General features: G+C 62.2%; 23 protein-coding genes. 13 read left to right on the top strand and 10 right to left on the bottom strand.

Annotation, left to right across the window (positions count from 1 at the left end; translation table 11 throughout):
• Positions 1-2: 2 nt before the first annotated feature.
• From CUV01_RS15410 to hmgA, 5 genes are all read right to left on the bottom strand, one after another.
• The gene (locus tag CUV01_RS15410; RefSeq protein ID WP_101461244.1) at positions 3-215 is read right to left on the bottom strand and encodes a DUF2783 domain-containing protein; all 213 of its coding nucleotides are present in this window, start codon (positions 213-215) and stop codon (positions 3-5) included.
• A gap of 4 nt (positions 216-219) precedes the next feature.
• The gene (locus tag CUV01_RS15405; RefSeq protein WP_101461243.1) at positions 220-1,845 is read right to left on the bottom strand and encodes an FAD-dependent oxidoreductase; all 1,626 of its coding nucleotides are present in this window, start codon (positions 1,843-1,845) and stop codon (positions 220-222) included.
• 37 nt (positions 1,846-1,882) lie between these two features.
• Positions 1,883-2,833: an MBL fold metallo-hydrolase gene (locus CUV01_RS15400; protein WP_101461242.1), complete on the bottom strand. Its 951-nt coding sequence runs from the start codon at positions 2,831-2,833 to the stop codon at positions 1,883-1,885.
• Between the two features lie 4 nt (positions 2,834-2,837).
• Entirely contained in the window at positions 2,838-4,079 is a 1,242-nt protein-coding gene (fahA, locus tag CUV01_RS15395; RefSeq protein ID WP_101461241.1) for a fumarylacetoacetase, read from the bottom strand.
• A 70-nt stretch (positions 4,080-4,149) separates the two neighbouring features.
• Complete coding sequence (hmgA, locus tag CUV01_RS15390; protein ID WP_101462153.1) at positions 4,150-5,511, bottom strand: homogentisate 1,2-dioxygenase; 1,362 nt, start codon at positions 5,509-5,511, stop codon at positions 4,150-4,152.
• Between the two features lie 150 nt (positions 5,512-5,661).
• On the opposite strand from hmgA, the gene CUV01_RS15385 reads away from it, so the two are divergent.
• The 8 genes from CUV01_RS15385 to CUV01_RS19720 all read left to right on the top strand — a co-directional run bounded on the left by CUV01_RS15385 (position 5,662) and on the right by CUV01_RS19720 (position 10,290).
• Positions 5,662-6,105: a MarR family winged helix-turn-helix transcriptional regulator gene (locus tag CUV01_RS15385; RefSeq protein WP_101461240.1), complete on the top strand. Its 444-nt coding sequence runs from the start codon at positions 5,662-5,664 to the stop codon at positions 6,103-6,105.
• Positions 6,102-6,719 (top strand): maleylacetoacetate isomerase, encoded by a 618-nt coding sequence (gene maiA / locus CUV01_RS15380; RefSeq protein WP_101461239.1) that lies wholly within the window; start codon positions 6,102-6,104, stop codon positions 6,717-6,719. The genes CUV01_RS15385 and maiA overlap by 4 nt, the downstream gene beginning before the upstream one ends.
• A gap of 73 nt (positions 6,720-6,792) precedes the next feature.
• Positions 6,793-7,590: a tryptophan synthase subunit alpha gene (trpA, locus tag CUV01_RS15375; RefSeq protein WP_101461238.1), complete on the top strand. Its 798-nt coding sequence runs from the start codon at positions 6,793-6,795 to the stop codon at positions 7,588-7,590.
• A complete protein-coding gene (locus CUV01_RS15370; protein WP_101461237.1) occupies positions 7,590-8,171 on the top strand; it encodes a VOC family protein in 582 nt (193 codons plus the stop codon). Before trpA ends, CUV01_RS15370 begins: the two co-directional genes overlap by 1 nt.
• On the top strand, positions 8,168-8,659 hold the full coding sequence (locus tag CUV01_RS15365) for a GNAT family N-acetyltransferase (RefSeq protein WP_101461236.1): 492 nt from the start codon (positions 8,168-8,170) through the stop codon (positions 8,657-8,659). Before CUV01_RS15370 ends, CUV01_RS15365 begins: the two co-directional genes overlap by 4 nt.
• Positions 8,656-9,249 (top strand): lysoplasmalogenase family protein, encoded by a 594-nt coding sequence (locus CUV01_RS15360; protein ID WP_157994878.1) that lies wholly within the window; start codon positions 8,656-8,658, stop codon positions 9,247-9,249. The genes CUV01_RS15365 and CUV01_RS15360 overlap by 4 nt, the downstream gene beginning before the upstream one ends.
• Before the next feature lie 40 nt (positions 9,250-9,289).
• Positions 9,290-10,012: a molecular chaperone DjiA gene (locus CUV01_RS15355; protein ID WP_198731833.1), complete on the top strand. Its 723-nt coding sequence runs from the start codon at positions 9,290-9,292 to the stop codon at positions 10,010-10,012.
• 80 nt (positions 10,013-10,092) lie between these two features.
• Positions 10,093-10,290, top strand: coding sequence for a hypothetical protein (locus tag CUV01_RS19720; protein WP_157994877.1), 198 nt, complete (start codon positions 10,093-10,095; stop codon positions 10,288-10,290).
• Between the two features lie 367 nt (positions 10,291-10,657).
• On the opposite strand, the gene CUV01_RS15345 is transcribed toward CUV01_RS19720, so the two are convergent.
• Positions 10,658-11,671: an adenosine kinase gene (locus tag CUV01_RS15345; RefSeq protein ID WP_101461233.1), complete on the bottom strand. Its 1,014-nt coding sequence runs from the start codon at positions 11,669-11,671 to the stop codon at positions 10,658-10,660.
• Positions 11,668-12,330, bottom strand: a complete 663-nt coding sequence (gene nth / locus CUV01_RS15340) for an endonuclease III (protein ID WP_101461232.1) — start codon at positions 12,328-12,330, stop codon at positions 11,668-11,670. Before nth ends, CUV01_RS15345 begins: the two co-directional genes overlap by 4 nt.
• Before the next feature lie 104 nt (positions 12,331-12,434).
• On the opposite strand from nth, the gene CUV01_RS15335 reads away from it, so the two are divergent.
• The 3 genes from CUV01_RS15335 to CUV01_RS15325 all read left to right on the top strand — a co-directional run bounded on the left by CUV01_RS15335 (position 12,435) and on the right by CUV01_RS15325 (position 14,485).
• Positions 12,435-12,947: a DinB family protein gene (locus tag CUV01_RS15335; RefSeq protein WP_101461231.1), complete on the top strand. Its 513-nt coding sequence runs from the start codon at positions 12,435-12,437 to the stop codon at positions 12,945-12,947.
• Between the two features lie 230 nt (positions 12,948-13,177).
• Positions 13,178-13,834, top strand: coding sequence for a YiaD family glycine zipper/OmpA-like lipoprotein (locus CUV01_RS15330; protein WP_101461230.1), 657 nt, complete (start codon positions 13,178-13,180; stop codon positions 13,832-13,834).
• 240 nt (positions 13,835-14,074) lie between these two features.
• Positions 14,075-14,485, top strand: a complete 411-nt coding sequence (locus tag CUV01_RS15325; RefSeq protein WP_101462151.1) for a hypothetical protein — start codon at positions 14,075-14,077, stop codon at positions 14,483-14,485.
• Between the two features lie 61 nt (positions 14,486-14,546).
• Here CUV01_RS15325 and CUV01_RS15320 read toward each other — a convergent pair whose 3' ends face one another.
• The gene (locus CUV01_RS15320; RefSeq protein ID WP_101461229.1) at positions 14,547-14,903 is read right to left on the bottom strand and encodes a Rieske (2Fe-2S) protein; all 357 of its coding nucleotides are present in this window, start codon (positions 14,901-14,903) and stop codon (positions 14,547-14,549) included.
• A gap of 67 nt (positions 14,904-14,970) precedes the next feature.
• A complete protein-coding gene (gene hppD, locus CUV01_RS15315; RefSeq protein ID WP_101461228.1) occupies positions 14,971-16,083 on the bottom strand; it encodes a 4-hydroxyphenylpyruvate dioxygenase in 1,113 nt (370 codons plus the stop codon).
• Positions 16,084-16,210: 127 nt separating this feature from the next.
• On the opposite strand from hppD, the gene CUV01_RS15310 reads away from it, so the two are divergent.
• Entirely contained in the window at positions 16,211-16,675 is a 465-nt protein-coding gene (locus tag CUV01_RS15310) for an Lrp/AsnC family transcriptional regulator (RefSeq protein ID WP_101461227.1), read from the top strand.
• Here the strand turns inward: CUV01_RS15310 and CUV01_RS15305 are convergent.
• Entirely contained in the window at positions 16,672-17,331 is a 660-nt protein-coding gene (locus CUV01_RS15305) for a winged helix-turn-helix transcriptional regulator (RefSeq protein WP_101461226.1), read from the bottom strand. The genes CUV01_RS15310 and CUV01_RS15305 overlap by 4 nt on opposite strands.
• Before the next feature lie 89 nt (positions 17,332-17,420).
• On the opposite strand from CUV01_RS15305, the gene CUV01_RS15300 reads away from it, so the two are divergent.
• Positions 17,421-18,137, top strand: a complete 717-nt coding sequence (locus tag CUV01_RS15300; RefSeq protein ID WP_101461225.1) for a DUF1428 domain-containing protein — start codon at positions 17,421-17,423, stop codon at positions 18,135-18,137.
• Positions 18,138-18,140: the final 3 nt, after the last annotated feature.

Below are 18,140 nucleotides of genomic sequence, written 5' to 3'. Positions count from 1 at the left end.
AGTCAGGTTTCCTCCCGGTTTTGCCGGACCTTTTTGGCCTCGGTCAATGCTTTTGTCAGTGTGGCGCGATCACCAATGTGATTGGAAAGCAGCAGGATAAGCCGCGCATTCAGTGCCGCACTTTCGTCATCCGTCAGGCCGTCATGGACGGCGATCAGTTCGGCGTAAAAGCCGTCCGGATCGTTGATGTTAGGTTTGGTATTGAGAGTGGTCATTCGCTTATCCCCTTCCGCAGGCCTGCCGCAGCGCCGCTCGCAGCGCGGTCTCGTCGAAACGATCCCAGCGGGCGGCGACATGCTGGTCAGGGCGGATCAGATAAACCGCCTGTTCCGCCTGCCCCAGATAGCGCTCGGTCAGGCCATTCGCGACCGCGCCAGAGGTTGTCAGCGCGACGCGCGTCGCCGTGACGCCATCTTCGGTCAGATCCTGCGGTGCATCGGCGTTGATGGCGAGGATGGTGAACCCGTTGCCAAGGCGCGGCAGCAGATAGCCGCCATCCAGCGGCGCATCCGGGCAGGCACTGCCGGGCCGCGTGCGCGCCGGACCACCGGGCAGTGCATCGGGACCAATCAGCGGCAAGCCGTCATAGGTGCAGGGCACCGACAACCGACCGGAATTGACCAGCGGCCGGGCAAAATCGTGATCGCGTGCAAGGTCCAGCACCGCATTGCGGAACAGTTGGCTGGCCGATGATTTCGGCGTGATGAAATCGGTCGCACGTGTCGAATTCAGGATGTTCTCATCCGCCGCGTGACGACGCTCGTCACAATAACTGTCGAGCAGGGCATCAGGCGCATATCCGTCCAGCACAAGCCCCAGCTTCCAGCCCAGATTGTCCACATCCTGCAGACCCGAATTGGCCCCGCGTGCGCCAAAGGGCGACACCTGATGCGCCGAATCGCCGGCGAATATCACCCGGCCATGGCGGAATTTATCCATCCGGCGGCATTGGAAGGTATAGATCGAAGACCAGACGATCTCATAGCTGACATCGGGACCAAGCATCGCGTCCAGCCGCGCGCGGACATTTTCTTCCTTGCGCTCTTCGTCGCGGTCCACGTCCCAACCGATCTGAAAGTCGATCCGCCAGACGCCATCGGGCTGTTTGTGCAACAAGGCCGAGGCGCCCGAGGATTTGAACGATGGCTCGAACCAGAACCGGCGCTCGGTCGGGAAATCGGCCTGCATCCGGATATCGGCGATCAGGAAACTGTCCTGAAACACGCGCCCTTCAAATCCCAGCCCCAGCATCCCGCGCAAAGGCGAACTCGCACCATCGCAGCCCACCAGCCAATCGGCTTTCAGCTGATAGGGACCATCGGGCGTCTCAAGGTCCAGGGTCACATGATCTGCAGCCGCGGTGACGGCTGCTACCCGGTTCTTGCCGCGAATTTCGATCGGCGCGCCCTCGGCTTGCGCCACGCGGATCCGTTCAACGATAAAGCGCTCGAAATCAGGCTGCCCCAGATTGATGAAGGCCGGGTATTGGTGACCGTCCTCGGGCAGCAGGTTGAATTCAAAGACCTGGCTATCGCGGTGCAGCACACGCCCCACATTCCACTGCACGCCCTTGTCCAGCATCGGCTGGCCGCAGCCATAGCGATCCGCAATTTCCAGCGTGCGCTTGGCAAAGCAGATTGCGCGGCTGCCGCGACCCACGCCTTCGTGGTCGTCGAGCACCAGAACCGGTTTGCCCTGCAACCCCAGATCCAGCGCCAGCGCCATGCCGATCGGCCCGCCACCCATGATGACGACCGGATGACGCACGGGTTCCGCTGCATCCTGATCGGAGCTCCGTTCATACGGATACAGCCTGAAAGCCAGTTTATAACGGTCGTCCAACACGCCGCCTCCTCCCTCGTTTGCGCGCCAAGTCCTGCGTTCAGCCCTGCAGATCGTCCCACATCTGGCGGTCGCGATCGGCGGTCCAGATCCGTGGCGTGTCGATCCCGCGCGCCTCGTCATAGGCACGGGCGACATTGAACGGCAGGCAATGCTCGTAGATGGCGTAATCGGCGAACTTCGGATCGCAGGCTTCGCGCACAGCATCCCACGCCTCTTTCAGGCTGCCACCGCGCGCGACGACGCGGGCCACCGGCTTGTAGCTGCTGTCAACGAAATCTGCGGTATTGGCGATGGCGTCTGCCACCATCTCTTCGCCGACCAGCGCATCGCCGCGCCCCGGCGCGATGGATTTGGGCTCATAGGCTGCGATATTGGCAAGCGTTTCGGACCAATCGCCGAAATGCCCGTCACCACAGTAACATGCGCTGTGATATTCAACGATATCGCCGGTGAACATCACCTCTTGATCGGGCACCCAGACGACGGCATCGCCGGCGGTATGAGCACGGCCCAGATGCATGATATCAACGCGGCGGCGGCCCAGATAAACCGTCATCCGGTCGCTGAATGTCGTCGTCGGGCGGGTCAGACCGGGAATTTCCTCATGCCCCTGGAACAAACGCGGGAAACGGCCGAATTCGCTGTCCCAGTCCTCTTGCCCGCGTTCTTCGACCATGGCGGCGGCGGTGTCGGACATGATCACTTCGCGTGCACCATAGGCGCTGGCGCCCAGCACGCGCACAGCATGATAATGCGTCAGCACCAGATGGCTGATCGGCTTGTCGGTGACGCCGCGCACACAGTCGATGACCTTGCGCGCCAGACGCGGGGTCGCCTGCGCCTCGACGATCATGACGCTGTCGTCGCCGATGATCACGCCGGTATTCGGATCCCCCTCGGCGGTAAAGGCGTAGAGCCCCTCGCCCACTTGCGTAAAGCTGATCGTCTTTTCTTCCATGTCGCCTTGCGACGCGAATGCCTTGGCCATGTTGTTACTCCTTCGCCCAGTTTGGCAGGTCACGCGCCGGACGTATCACCCCGGTGCAGTCACCAAAGCCAACCCGATATCCGTCACCCTCGGCGGCACCCCGCAAGGTCAGACGATCGCCATCCTCGAGGAAACTGCGTGTCTCACCGCTTTCCAGCGCCAGCGGTTCCTTTCCGCCCCAGCTCAACTCCAAGAGCGAGCCACGGCTGTCCTTTTCCGACCCCGAAATCGTCCCCGATCCCAGCAGATCGCCAACCCGCATGGGGCAGCCGCTTGTCGCGTGATGCGTCAATTGCTGGGCCGCCGAATAATACATCTGCGCGTAATTGGTCCGCGCGATCACCGTCTCGGGCCTGCCCTCTGGCGTCAGCCCGACCTCCAGCGCGATGTCATACAGCATCGGTGACGGCTCGCGCAGATAGGGCAGCAGGTCCCGTTCCCGTTCAGGGGTCGAGGTTCGGAACGGCTCCAACGCGGCAGCGGTCACGATCCAGGGGCTGATGGTCGTCGCCGTCGCCTTGGCCTGGAACGGCCCAAGCGGCTGATATTCCCACGCCTGGATATCGCGCGCCGACCAGTCATTCAGCAGCACATAGCCAAAGATCATCTGATCGGCTTCTGCCACCGACACCATCCCCTCGGATGGCTGACCGACAATTGCCCCCATTTCCAGTTCCAGATCGAACCGGGCCGAAGGCGCAAAGCGCGGCAATGCCTCATCAGGCCCCTTCAACTGGCCCCAGGGCCGCATCACATCCGTGCCCGAAACCACGACAGAGGACGCCCGGCCATTATATCCGATCGGGATCGACAACCAGTTCGGCGGCAGCGCGTTCTCGGCGCCCCGGAACATGGTGCCGACGTTTACGGCATGGTTCTTGCCTGCGTAAAAGTCGGTATATTCGCTGACCCTGAACGGCATCAGCAAACGCGCGCTCGCCACCTCGATCAGGTGCGGCTCGACGGCATCACGATGCGCCTCGTCAGACAGCAATTCGGTCAAACGCGCCCGCAGCGCCGCCCAGACCTTCGGCCCCGCCGCCATGACGGCATTCCACTCGGGCGCCGCGAACAGCGCATGATCCAGCCCGTGATCGACCCGCGCGACATCAAGGATCATGTCGCCAATGGCCACACCCATCCGCGCGCCACGCCCGTCATCGAACACGCCATAAGGCAAGTTGTTCAGCGGGAAATCCGTCTTGGCCGAATTCGCGCTTTCAATCCACGACCGCATCAACGACATGCCGCGGCTCCTTTCTTCTTCATCAAAATATCCTCGGGGGGTCCGGGGGGCGAAGCGCCCCCGGCTTCCATCATTTCAACCCCGGCGTACCGTCGAATTTCTTCTCGATCCCGTCCCAGCAGGTGACATAATCGTCCTGCAAAGGCGCCTCGCGCCCGGCGAATTCCGTCAGGTGCTGGGGAAAGCGGGTCTCGAACATGAAGGACATGGTATTGTCCAGCTTTTCGGGCCCAAGATCGGCAGTCGATGCCTTTTCGAACGCCTCGCGATCCGGTCCATGGGGCAGCATCATGTTATGCAGGCTCATCCCGCCAGGCACAAAGCCCTGCGGCTTGGCGTCATACTGGCCATAGATATTGCCCATCATCTCGGACATGACGTTCTTGTGGTACCAGGGCGGGCGGAAGGTGTCTTCCATCACCATCCAGCGCTCGCGGAACAGCACAAAGTCGATATTCGCCGTGCCTTCGACGCCCGAGGGCGCGGTCAGCACGGTAAAGATCGAGGGATCGGGGTGATCGAACAGGATCGAGCCGACCGGGCAATAGGTCTCCAGATCGTATTTCACCGGTGCGTAATTGCCATGCCAGGCGACCACATCCAGCGGCGAATGCCCGATCTCGCATTGATGAAACTGGCCGCACCACTTGATGGTCAGCGTCGACGGCACCTCGCGGTCCTCGAATGCGGCCACAGGCGTCTTGAAGTCGCGCCGGTTGGCCATGCAATTGGCCCCGATCGGGCCGCGCCCCGGCAGTTCGAACTTCTGGCCGTAATTCTCGCAGACAAAGCCCCGGCAAGGACCTTCCAGCACCTCGACGCGGTACACCAGACCACGCGGAATGATGGCGATTTCCTGCGGCGCGAGGTCGATGACGCCCAGTTCGGTCGCAAAACGCAGCCGGCCCTCTTGCGGGACGATCAGCAATTCGCTGTCGGCCGAGTAGAAATAGGCGTCGACCATCGATTCCGTGACCAGGTAGATATGGCTGGACATGCCCACCTGCGTGTTCACATCGCCCGCCGTGGTCATGGTCCGCATCCCCGTCAGCCATGTCAGCGGTTGATCGGTATGGGGCACCGGGTCCCAACGGTACTGACCAAGCGAGGTCACTCCTTGCGGGATATGCGGCGCGGTTTTCCAATAAGGCAGATCAACCGGCTGATAGCGTCCCGAATGCTTGACCGATGGCCGGATGCGATAACACCAGGTCCGTTCGTTCTGATGGCTGGGCGCGGTAAAGGCGGTTCCCGACAGCTGTTCGCCGTAAAGCCCATAGTTCACCCGCTGCGGGCTGTTCATCCCCTGCGGCAGCGCACCGGACAGCGCCTCGGTTTCGAAATCATTGCCAAAGCCCGGCATGTAGCCCGGCGTCGTGCCGGTCGCATCGGTTGCCCGGATCATGCCATTCGGCAGGTCATGTCTGGTCATCTTTTCCCCCTGCCCGGCCACGCTGCCGGACTGTCTGCTTCGGGACACAGTATTCGTTGCATTTGCAATGATGTCAAGAAAATCGTTGCGATTGATACGAACTCGCGTGATTTTAGGGAAAGCGACCCGCGGCAACGAAAGAGGTGAAACATGTCTGTACAGGTGCCAGACTTCGACTTGTCGGGCTTTTTGCCCTATAGAATAAGCGTGGCTGCGCAGCGTATCAGCACCGGACTCGCCAGCCAGTATCGTGAGATCCATGACATATCCCGCGCCGACTGGCGGGTGCTGGTTCACTTGCTTGATTCGGGCGAGGCCGGGGTGGGCGAGCTTGGCCAGATGGTCAATCTTGAGAAATCCAAGGTCAGCCGTGCAGCCGCGCGACTGGCGGAACAGGGTTTGATCGTTAAGATCGAAAACGAATCGGACCGGCGGCTGGTGCGCATGTCGCTGACGGAAAAGGGCCATGCGCTGATGGCCCGGTTGCTGCCCGTCGCCCTTGCCTATCAAGAGCGGCTGGAAACGTTGCTGGGCGATCACCTTGATGCCGTAAATGCCGCGCTTGATATCCTGAACACGGAAGATCTGTCGTGATTACGCTTTATGATTACTGGCGGTCCTCGGCCAGCTACCGCGTCCGCATCGCACTTGGTCTGGCCGGGCTGGACTGGCAGAGCATCCCGGTTGATCTGGTCGAAGGCGCGCAAAGATCGCCCGAACATCTGGCGCGGAATCCGCAAGGGCTGGTCCCGGTGATCGAGATCGACGGGCATCGCTTTTCCCAGTCGCTGGCGATCATCGACTATCTCGACGAAACGCGCGGGCTGGGCCTGCTGCCGGGAAATGCCGAAAATCGTGCCCATATCCGCGCCATCGCCCATGCCATGGCCATCGACATTCATCCGATCTGCAATCTGGGTACCGCGCGCTTTGCCGTGGCGGCCTCGAATGGCGGGCTGACCATGAAGGACTGGATGCAGCATTTCATCGCGCCCGGCCTGGCCGCCGTCGAAGAGATGCTGCCCGGTGACGATTATTGCTGGGGCGAAACGGTGACGCTGGCCGATATCTGCCTGATCCCGCAGCTCTATAATGCCGAACGTTGGGGCGTCGATCTGTCCGCCCTGCCGCGCATTCGACGGGTTGCCGGGAAACTGGCACCGATACCTGCCTTCGCCGCCGCCCATCCTGACCACGCACGGCCTTAATCCCTGCCCCCGATTGCGCAGCCCGGCCATGCAAGCTAGTCCTGTCAGCCGACAGATACGGGGCACGCGGCACATGACCAGAATCGACGACACGTTTGCACGGCTTGGTGAGCAGGGCAAAAAGGCCTTTGTTGCCTACATCATGGCCTCGGACCCAGATGACGCGACCACCTTGGAGATCATGCGCGGCATGCCAGAGGCGGGCGTGGATATCATCGAACTGGGCATGCCCTTCACCGATCCGATGGCCGACGGCCCGACCATTCAGGCGGCAGGTCAACGCGCGCTGGCCCAAGGTGGCAGTGTCACCCGCACACTGGATATCCTGCGCAAGTTTCGTGAGACGGACGATGAAACGCCGATCGTCCTGATGGGTTATTACAACCCGATCTATGCGCGTCAGGGCAGCGTCGATCGCTTTCTTTCCGACGCCGTCGAGGCAGGCGTGGACGGTCTGATTATCGTCGATCTGCCGCCCGAAGAAGACAGCGAACTGTGCATTCCGGCAGGCAAGGCCGGTCTGAACTTCATCCGCCTGGCGACACCCACCACCGATGATCGCCGCCTGCCCGCCGTGGTCAAGAACACATCGGGCTTTGTCTATTACGTCAGCGTCACCGGCATCACCGGCGGCAAGGCCGCAGACGCCGCCGAAGTAGCCCCCGAGGTCGCCCGCATCCGCAAAGCGGCAAATCTGCCCGTGGTGGTCGGATTTGGTATCAACACACCGGAAGCGGCGCAAGCCGTGGCCAGCGTGGCCGATGGCAGCGTCGTCGGCACCGCCATCGTCAAGCTGATCGGCGAGGGCCGCCCCGTGCCCGAGATCCTGGATTTCGTCCGCGATCTGGCGGCAGGCGCGCATCGCGGCTGATGGCGGCACCGGCCTTCGATCACATCGTCATCGCTGCCGAAACGCTGGCCGAGGGCGAGGTCTGGCTGACCGATCTGCTCGGCGCGGCACCGGAGCCGGGCGGCAAACACGGCTTTATGGGCACCCATAACCGGCTGTGGCGGTTGGGGGATCGGGAATATCTTGAACTGATCGCCATTGATCCCGACGCCACGCCCCCGCCCTATCCACGCTGGTTCGGGTTGGATCAGTTTGGTGGCCCGCCGCGGCTGGTCGCCTGGGTGATCCGCACCAGCCCCTTGCAACCCCAGCCAAGCAGTAGCGTGATGCAGGCCGCGCGCGGTGATCTGCGCTGGCAGATCACCATTCCGGACAGCGGGACCAGCGCGCAGGATGGCGTCGCGCCTCTGCAAATCGACTGGGGCGATGGCCCGCATCCCGCAGACCGGATGCCCGATCACGGGCTGCGCCTGACTGGTCTGAACCTCGCGCACGCGAAACAGCCCGCCATCTTGCCAGACGATCCGCGCATCAAGGTCAGAACGGGGGCCGCACGTCTAACAGCCCGATTGTCCACGCCCCGGGGCGAGGTTGTGCTGTGATCAGAGACACGCACATTGACGACGCAGATGCGGTTGCCGCCATCTGGAACCCTTTCATTCGCGACACGACCGTCACCTTCTGGCCCAGCGAACGCAGCACGGCCGAGGTCGCGGAGATCATCGGCCAGCGTCAGCGGGACGGCCATGCCCATGTGGTTGCGCAGCGCGAAGGTGAGATCATCGGTTTTGGCACCTATTCCCAGTTTCGCGGCGGTCTGGGCTATGCGCGATCTGTAGAACATACGGTCTATCTTGCCGCCGCGGCGCGTGGCACCGGGCTGGGTCGCGCGTTGTTGGAACATCTCGAGGATCACGCCCGCGCGGCCGGGCGACGGCTGATGATCGGCGGCATCACCGGCTCAAACAGCGGATCGCTGCGGTTTCACGACCGCATGGGCTATTCCGAATGGGGCCGGGTCCCTGCGGCCGGTTGGAAATTCGGCCAGTTCCACGACTTGGTCTTTATGGGCAAGGATCTGCTGGCGTGATTCTTGCGGCGTTTGGATGTGCGGCGACTTATTGGCTGCGCTTTGTGACAGCGGCGCCCTCTTGGGCAGGCAGCATCACAAAGACGCTGTCGACGGCGCTGCTTGCAGTGTCAGCCTATCTGTCGGGCGCCCCGGCCCTGCTGGTGGCAGGACTGGGCTTTGGTGCGGCCGGCGATTTCGCGCTGTCGAGGCCCGGCAAGCTGGCATTCCTGGCGGGTATGGCGGCGTTCGCCATCGGTCATCTGGCCTATGCAAAACTGATGTGGACGCCCGCCAATGCCTGGCAGAACTGGCCCTACGGGCTGGTCATGCTGGCACTGGCAGCATCCACGGCGATCTGGCTGATCCCGCGCACAGGCGATCTGCGCTGGCCGGTCGCGGGCTATGTGTTGATCATCACCGCCATGGCGCTGGCCGCCCTGACACTGCCGGGCGATCAGACCGCCACGGCTGTGGGTGCAGGGCTGTTCCTGCTGTCCGACCTGCTTTTGGGGATACATCTCTTTGTCGCGCCAAGACGCTCGCTGGCCTATGCACTATGGCCGACATATTGGCTGGGACAACGCTATATCCTGCTGGGCAGCCTCTAGGCGCTGGCCCCTTCCGGCCATCCCGGATAATCTTGGCAGCATGATGGATCAGGCCACAACCACACCTTCGGCACCCGAATTACCCAAGCCGCGCAGCTTCTGGCAGCGAATCGGCGACCGATTGGCAGCGATGCTGTCGCCGCGCCGCGCCTCGGTGCCGCCCGAACGCTCGGTGGCCTTCACCATCGCGGTGATCGCGCTAGGAGCCAAGCTGGCCAAGGCAGATGGGGCAGTTGTGAAAGCCGAGGTCGCCGCCTTTCGCCGCATCTTCGTCATCCCGCGCGCCGAGGAAAAGAACGCGGCCCGCGTCTTTGACCTCGCCCGTCAGGATGTCGCAGGCTTTGATGCCTGGGCGAAACGGATCGCCGCGATGTTCCCGCCTGCGGATCCCGTCTTGTCCGACGTGATCGAAGGGCTGTTCATCATCGCGCTTGCCGATGGCGAGATGCATGATGCCGAGGTGACCTTCATCGATGAGGTCGGTCGCATCTTTGGCATGACGCAGGCACAGATCGCCACGATCAGAATGCGCCATGACCCCAACCGCGGGTGCCCGCCCTGCGAAGTGCTGGGGATCGCCCCGGACACGCCGCTGCCCACCGCACGCAAGCGGTGGCGCGCGCTGATCCTCGACGCCCATCCGGACCGCGCCATCGCGCGCGGCCTGCCACCCGAGGCCATCCGTCTGGCCGAGGCGCGGACCCGGCGGCTGAACGAGGCCTGGAACGAATTTCGCGGCATGCAGCAGGCAAACCAGACCTGATCGTTACCGGCGATGAAGCCCGCGATCATTCAAATCACATTCTCCCAAAGCGGCGCGGCCGACCGGAAAGGCATGGCCACGTGGGAACCATCGCGGTCGCGGCAAGTCTGACCGGTAATCTCAAGGACACAGCCCAGGGTAAAAGCGCCCCGCACGCGAATCTGCGTGAAGGCTTGATCACCGTAGCCATCGCGACGCTGCCGGTCCATATCCTCGCAACCGTACTGCTTTGCGCGATCGCCAAAGGGCATCTGCAAAGCGATATCCATACGCTGTGAGACGCGTTTTACTTCACCACATCACAGCCTGTGACAATAGGGGCCAGCTTTTCAAAGCCGGTTACCACCCAAGGTCAGGTGATCTGCCTGATCATCGACGTCTATGCCATCACCGTGGCCTCGACCATCGCAGGCATGTTCGGCGCCTTCTTCTATCATCGCAGTGTCAGCGACATGGCCCGGGCAACGGCACCTCGACCGGCAAGCGCCACGCGGAGACGGGGGAAGGATCGCCCTGGCGGACGATCCTGACGCTGCCGCCCGGCGTTCAGGCTGGCGCCGCGCGCATGCGTGAAGGCTGCACGTCACGATCTGCATTCAGAACACGCGGCTTTCTTCTTCACTTAAATATCCATCTTGCGGCGGTTCAGATCAGACCCTCGGCCCGAAAATCCTCGCGCAGATCGCGCTCGGGGCGTGGCCCGACATGCATGATCACCTCGGCCGCCGCCAGGACGCCCATGTGGCCCGCCTCTTCCAGCGACGCTCCGATGGCCAGCCCATAGATCAGCCCGGCGGCAAACTGATCGCCCGCGCCGGTCGCGTCCAGCGGCACCACCCGCTGGACCGGGATCTCGACGCGCTGCCCGTCGCGGATCAGGATCGCGTCATCCCCCGAGCGTGTGCACACGACCATGCCGCAATCGGCGGTGGCCTGAACCAGTGCCTGCTCCAGATCATCCGTCTGATACAGCGACAGCCACTCATGAGAATTGCCGATCACATAATCCATCGGGCCGGCGACGAGATGGCGAAAATCCTGACGATGACGGTCAACGCAGAACGGATCCGACAGGGCGATCCCGGCCCTGCCTCCGGCCGCGTGACAGGCCTGCGCCGCTTTCAGAAACGCCTTCATCCCGGCGGGCTTGTCGAACAGGTAACCCTCGAGAAACAGAAAGCTTGCACCGCTGAATACCGCCGGATTGACGTCATCGGTGCCCAATTCGGCCGAGATGCCAAGATAGGTGTTCATCGAACGCTCGCCATCCGGGGTCACGAAAATGATCGAACGGCTGGTCGGCAGCACGTCGCCCGCAACGGGCGGATTGACAAAGACAGTGCCCGCCGCCTCGGTCTGTTCGGCATAGGAAAGCCCAAGCGCATCATTCGCCACCCGGCCGATAAATGCCGTCCGCAAGCCAAGCATCCCGATCCCGGCCAGGGTGTTGGCCACCGATCCGCCGGGCGCCAGCCGCGCCTGCGAGCGCCCCGAGCCGTGATCATCGGCCTGCGAGGCCATCAGATATTCAGACCGCTCGCGCTCGATCAGTTGCATGACACCCTTTTGCACGCCCATGCGCACCAGCCAGTCATCATCCGTAGGCGATATAACGTCCATGATCGCATTGCCGATGCCAATCACATAAGGGGTGGTCATTCGGTCTTCTCCTCATAGGGGCACAGATCGGCCAGCGTGCAGATGCCGCAGCGTGGCCGTCGCGCCTGACAGATATAGCGCCCGTGCAGAATCAGCCAATGATGGGCATGCTGCTGAAAGCGGGCGGGAACGTTGTCTTCGATGGCGCGCTCGACCTGATCCACATCGTGGCCCGGTGCGATGCGCGTGCGATTGCCGACGCGAAAGATATGGGTATCGACTGCCTGCGCGGGAAAACCGAAGGCACAGTTCAACACGACATTGGCAGTCTTGCGGCCCACGCCCGGCAGTCCGATCAGGGCCGCGCGGCTGTCGGGCACCTCGCCGCCATAGTCATCGACCAGTATGCGCGACAGCGCGATGACATTCTTGGCTTTCTGCCGGAACAGACCAATGGTCCTGATATTCTGCGTGACGGCTTCAAGGCCGAGATCCAGCATCTTCTGCGGCGTATCGGCGGCGGCAAACAGCGCCCGCGTTGCCTTGTTCACGCCCACATCCGTCGATTGCGCCGACAGCGCCACCGCCACGACCAGCGTATAGGGATTGGAGAATGCCAACTCGGTCTTGGGATGCGGATCAGCCGCCTGAAGCCGCGAAAAGATCGCGACCTGATCGGCAAAGGGCAGCGCGGGCGGCAATCGTTTCGTCTTGGCCATATGTGGGTTTTGGCGGGATGGCGCAGGCTTTGCAAGCAACCCTTGCCAATTCTCGAACGGTCTGGCCAAATTGCCATGAGACCGGTCAAACAAGGGAGGGTCCGATGATCAATCCTGCCTTCGCCCAATTGATGGCGCGCTACAATCACTGGCAGAACGACAACCTGATCACCTGCGCCGATGCGCTGGACGACGAGGCCCGCCGCCAGAACCGGGGGGCGTTCTTCGGCTCTATCGAAGGAACGTTTTCGCATCTTCTATGGGGTGACGGCATCTGGCTGAGCCGCTTTTGCGAAGATCCGCCTCCGCCTGGCGATATTCCCGCATCCACTTCGATGATCGAAGACTGGAACGTCTTTCGCGAAGAACGGATGCACATGGATCGCCGTATTCTCGACTGGGCAGAAAATCTGTCCGCCGCATGGCTTGACGGCGATCTGACCTGGCATTCAGGCGCCCTTGGCCGGCAGGTCACGCGCCCCCGGGCTGAACTGGTCGTGCAGTTTTTCAACCACCAGACCCATCATCGCGGGCAGATTCATGCTATGCTGACCGCATCCGGCATGCGTCCCGGCGATACCGATGTGCCGTTCATGCCGGAAATCTATGCCGGTTGAATGGCCGGCTCGGTCCATCACGCTGCCATGGCCGGATTGTGACGAGTTGTCAGCGGGTTCTGCAAAGAAGTGACTGGCAGATAAGTGGAACCGAGATTAGTTTCTCGCGTTATCGCCTGTGGGCTTCGCCGCGCGGGCATGAAAGCCTGGAGCGTCAGGACGCAGCCCCCGAAACTGCGGGTGGCCCCTCGCCTTGACGACGATATGGAACGACGAAAGGACAGAGACCTATGAAACCCCGGATTATCGCCCTTGCCGCAACCGCCTCGCTGTTTGGACTGGTGGCTTGCACCGATCAATATGGCAATCCCACAATGAGCCGCACCCAGCAGGGTGCCATTGCCGGCGCGGCCGTCGGTGCCATCGCTGGTGCGACCCGCGATGAGGACAAGAACAACCAGGGCCAGGACGCCGTCAAAGGCGCGCTTGTTGGCGCAGCCGCCGGTGCCGTCGCTGGCAACATTCTGGACCGTCAGGCCGCCGCGCTTGAGCAGTCGATCTCGAACCCGAATGTCCAGATCATCAACCACGGCAGCTATCTGCAGGTGATCATGCCCGAGGGCATCCTGTTCGCCACCGATTCGGCCGCAGTGTCCGGTCCGGCGCAAAACGACCTCTATGCCGTTGCGCGCAACCTGAACCAGTATCCCAACAGCCGCGTCGAGGTCATCGGCCATACCGACAGCACTGGCGCCGCCGCCTATAACCAGGACCTGTCGCAGCGCCGTGCGCAGTCGGTTGCAGGCATCCTCAGCGCCGCCGGCGTCAACAGCGGTCGCCTTGTGGCCGTTGGCCGCGGTGAAAGCCAGCCGGTCGCGTCGAACGACACGGCCGCGGGTCGCGCCACGAACCGTCGTGTCGAGATCCTGATCCGTCCGACGCAGTAAGTCGCGTGCGGTAAAAATCTGATCATGAGGGCCGGGCGAAACCCCGGCCCTTTTTCGTGTCGGACCGAAAAGGCGGATCGGACGATGGTGCGAGGATGGCCAGCCAAGGGCCAGCAAAACGATGCCCCGCACCCCTGCCCGCCCATATCGGGAACAACGTAAACCAAAGCCGTCGCTTGCCGACGCAACTTCGACCGGGCTCAGATCGTTCGGTCTGACAGATATCAGTCAGAGGACATGATGCTAAATCACCTTAAACAGCCTATCTTCGCCGGCCTTTCCACGCTGGCCTTCACACTTGCGCTGCCGGTTTCGGCCACAACGGCCCATGCCTCGACCGATGAAGCATGGGAGGCCTTTCGCACCGAGGTCCATGATGCCTGCGTGGAACTGGCCCCCGATGAGGGTGAGACCGTGATCGAGGTCAATCCCTTCGGCTCGGAAAGCTATGGCGCGGCACTGATGATCACCACCCTGCCCGACGGCGCTGCCGACCGCTATGTCTGCATCTTTGACAAAAAGGCCAAGACAGTTGAACTGACCGCCGCCTTCGCGCCGCCCGAACCCATCGCTGAGGCCGTAGCCGAACCCGATGGCACGATCGAGGCCGAAACCGTCCCTCATACAGAGGCGGAACTTGTCGACAACTGAGCCTGCCAGCGCCTCTGGCGGCGGCCAGAACGATCCCGAACTGCGCTATGGCGCCCCGTGGTCAATCCTCGCCGATCAGGATCGCCTCGTCCTTGATGACCAGCGGCACCCGGTCCAGCGCGCAATCGGCACCTGACAGCGGCTCGCCGGTGGCGGCCTCGAACTGCGCGCCGTGGCCGGTGCACATCAGCCGCGCACCGTCGGCGGTCAGGATCTGCGGACCGCGGTAGTCCAGCGGCAGGTATTGATGCGGGCAGGCGTTGACATAGGCGTGGATCTTTGTGCCCACGCGGACCAGCAGCATCGGGAATTCACCGCGATCCGTGACCAACATCTGCGTGGTCGCGCCCTGAATATCGGCCAGCGCCGCGACGCGCGTGCCAGGCTTCGGGGCGCTGCTGTAATCGGTCCAGGCCATATCAGCCCCTTCTCAAAGAAAACGCGCCCGGACCATAGGGACCGGGCGCGTATCAGGTCAAACGATCTTATTCGGCGGGCTCTGCCTTGAGCACGCCACGGCGAACCTGATCTTCCTCGATCGATTCAAACAGGGCGCGGAAGTTGCCTTCGCCAAAGCCGTCATCACCCTTCCGCTGAATGAACTCGAAAAAGATCGGCCCGATGACCGTTTTCGAGAAGATCTGCAGCAGGATGCGGGTCTCACCGCCACCCACGACACCTTCGCCGTCGATCAGAATGCCGTGCTTTTTCATCCGCTCGATCGGTTCTTCATGGTCGGTGACGCGCTTGTGCGACATCTCGTAATAGGTCGCGGGCGGTCCGGGCATGAACTCCATCCCGGCATCGGCGATGTGATCGGTGCCGGCATAGATATCATCGCTGGCGATGGCGATGTGCTGGATGCCCTCGCCCTTGTATTCGCGCAGATATTCCTCGATCTGGCTGTTCTCATCCGCGCTTTCATTAATCGGAATGCGGATCTTGCCATCGGGGCTGGTCAGCGCGCGGCTGGTCAGGCCGGTCTGCTTGCCCTTGATGTCAAAGAACTTGATTTCGCGGAAGTTGAACACGTCGTGGTAGAACTTGTACCAGGTGTCCATATTACCGCGAATGACGTTATGGGTCAGGTGGTCGAGGTAGAAGAAACCAAAGCCCTCAGGCCGCGGGTTCGCCTCGCCCAGCCAGTCGAAATCAGCCTCATAAGCGCTGCCATCCTTGCCGTAGGTATCGACGAAATACAGCAGCGAGCCGCCGATCCCGATCACCGCCGGGACGTCCAGCGACTTGCCGGGCCCGGTATATTCCGTGGCACCCAGTTCAATCGCGCGCTTCAGCGCGTGCTGCGCATCGACGACGCGCCAAGCCATTGCAGGCGCGCAGGGACCGTGATCCTTCACGAATTGCGCGGCATGGCCGTCCGCATCGGCGTTCAGCAAATAGTTGATATCGCCCTGACGATAGAGCGTGATGTTCTTGGTCTTGTGCTTGGCAACCGGGGTAAATCCCATCTGGCGGAAGATCTTATCCAGCACTTCGGGCTGCGGATGAGCATATTCGACGAACTCGAATCCGTCGGTGCCAGCGGGGTTGGCGTCGCTGATCGTGGCTTTCGGGGCGTTATGCGGGAAAGGTCCCATGGTGCGGCTCCTTCGTTAATGCTTTCACCATTTATCCCACAAATCTGACGCAAAGGGGTTGCAAAGAACGTCCCCTTTCGCGCCTATTTACAAGATAGACGCATAAAGCCGCATAAAGGCGCACAACATGAGCATGGATCAGTTCGACCTCGCCATTCTCGCCGCATTGCAGCGTGACGGCGCCATGACCAATGCAGCTCTGTCCGAACTGGTGAACCTGTCGCCCTCGCAATGTTCGCGCAGGCGTACCGCGTTAGAGGAAGCCGGGCTGATCAAGGGCTATGCCGCGCGCCTGAATGCCGGGGGCCTGGGCTTTGGCTTTCGGGCGATCACGCGGGTCAATCTGCAAAGCCATGGTGGGCGCACCGATGACAGCTTTGCGCGTTTCGTGCAGCAACATCCGCAGATCCGCGCGGCCTTTTCGGTCGCGGGCGATGCCGATTACGTGCTGGATGTCCGCGCCCGCGATCTGGAGGATTTCGCCGAATTCCTGCACCAGCACCTGCTGCCCCATCCACAGGTGGCGCATGTGCGGTCGGAGATCGTGTTGAAAACGCTGAAAGAGGACGAAGGCGTGCCGCTGGCGGGCTAGATGTCGTTGCGCAGGCTGAAAAGATCGATGAAGCGCTGTGCCGCGCCCGCATCGCCAGCCAGCGCCACAGCCTCGCCCTGCGCCAGCCGCGCAATGGGCACGGGACCATAAACCGCGACGGCCAGGTTGTTGCCCGTGCCTCGCAGCAGAAAATCGCCCTCGGGCTGTTGGCTGGGTGCAACCAGCGCCGATCCATCCTGCGCGATCCGCATCACAAACCCCTCGCGCCCCATATCGAAGGCGGCGGTCAGGCCCGTCCCTCGCGCCGCCGCGTGGTCGATCTTGGCCGTCATGGAAATCATCAGCGCTGTCGGACTGATGAACCGGCGCGGATCGTGGCCATCATGCTGACTGCCCCAATGGCACAGCGCGATCAGCACCGGATGCAGCGCCTGACCCGACGGTGTCAGCCCGTAAATCCCAAGCGCCGGATCATGGGTGACGACGCCAGCCTCGGTCAGTTGCGCCAAACGCTGCGTCAACACCCCCGCCGTAATGCCGGGCAGCCCCGCCCGGATCGCCTGAAATCGCTTGGGCGCAAACAGCAATTCGCGCGCGACCAGCAACGCCCACCGATCGCCGATCACATTCAGCGCGTGGGCCGCCAAACAGCCCTCGTCATAGCGGATGCGCGGAGTATCGCCTTGCTTAGTCATATTTTAATACTATCAGTTGCTTTTTAATACTGCAAGCGGCATGCTGTGATTCGAACGGTGTATTTTCCGCTCACGACAGGAGCTTTCAGATGACCTATTATTCCGGCTTGCTCGCGGCCGTCCCGACCGCCAACAAGGACGCCTATATCCAGCACGCAAAGGCCGCATGGCCGATGTTCAAACGCCACGGCGCGACCCGCATGGTCGAAAGCTGGGGCGTCGATGTGCCCGAGGGCAAGGTCACGGGACTGCCGAACGCGGTGCAGGCCAAGTCAGACGAAACAGTCGTGTTTTCCTGGATCGAGTGGCCCGACAAGGCCGCCGCCGATGCAGGATGGCAAAAGCTGATGGAAGATCCCGACATGGCCAATATGGCGGAAATGCCGTTCGACGGCGCCCGGATGATCTTTGGCGGCTTCGAGCCTGCCTTTGAAAAGGGCGCGGTCGATGGGGCGGGTTATATTCAGGGCTTTGCGCTGGCCGTGCCGGAGCAGAAAAAGGATGCCTATGTCGATATGGCGGGCATGGCCTGGCCGACCTTCAAGAAAGGCGGGGCGCTTGGCACGATGGAGGGATGGGGCGTCGACGTTCCGCATGGCAAGCAGACCGATTTCTACCGCGCCGCCAAGGCCGAGGATGGCGAAGTGCCGCTGTTCAGCTGGGTCGCATGGCCCGACCGTGCCACCTGCGACGCTGCCGCCAAGATGATGGAGGCCGAGATGGAGGGCAGGGAGATGCCCGAAATGCCCTTTGACGGCATGCGCATGATGTGGGGCGGGTTCGAGCGCCTGCTCGACCTATCCTGATCA

It is taken from the genome of Paracoccus tegillarcae, assembly GCF_002847305.1.
Classification (GTDB): Bacteria; Pseudomonadota; Alphaproteobacteria; order Rhodobacterales; family Rhodobacteraceae; genus Paracoccus; species Paracoccus tegillarcae.
The sequence above is the reverse complement of the archived record's forward strand: the minus strand, read 5'-3'. Positions and strand labels throughout refer to the sequence as shown.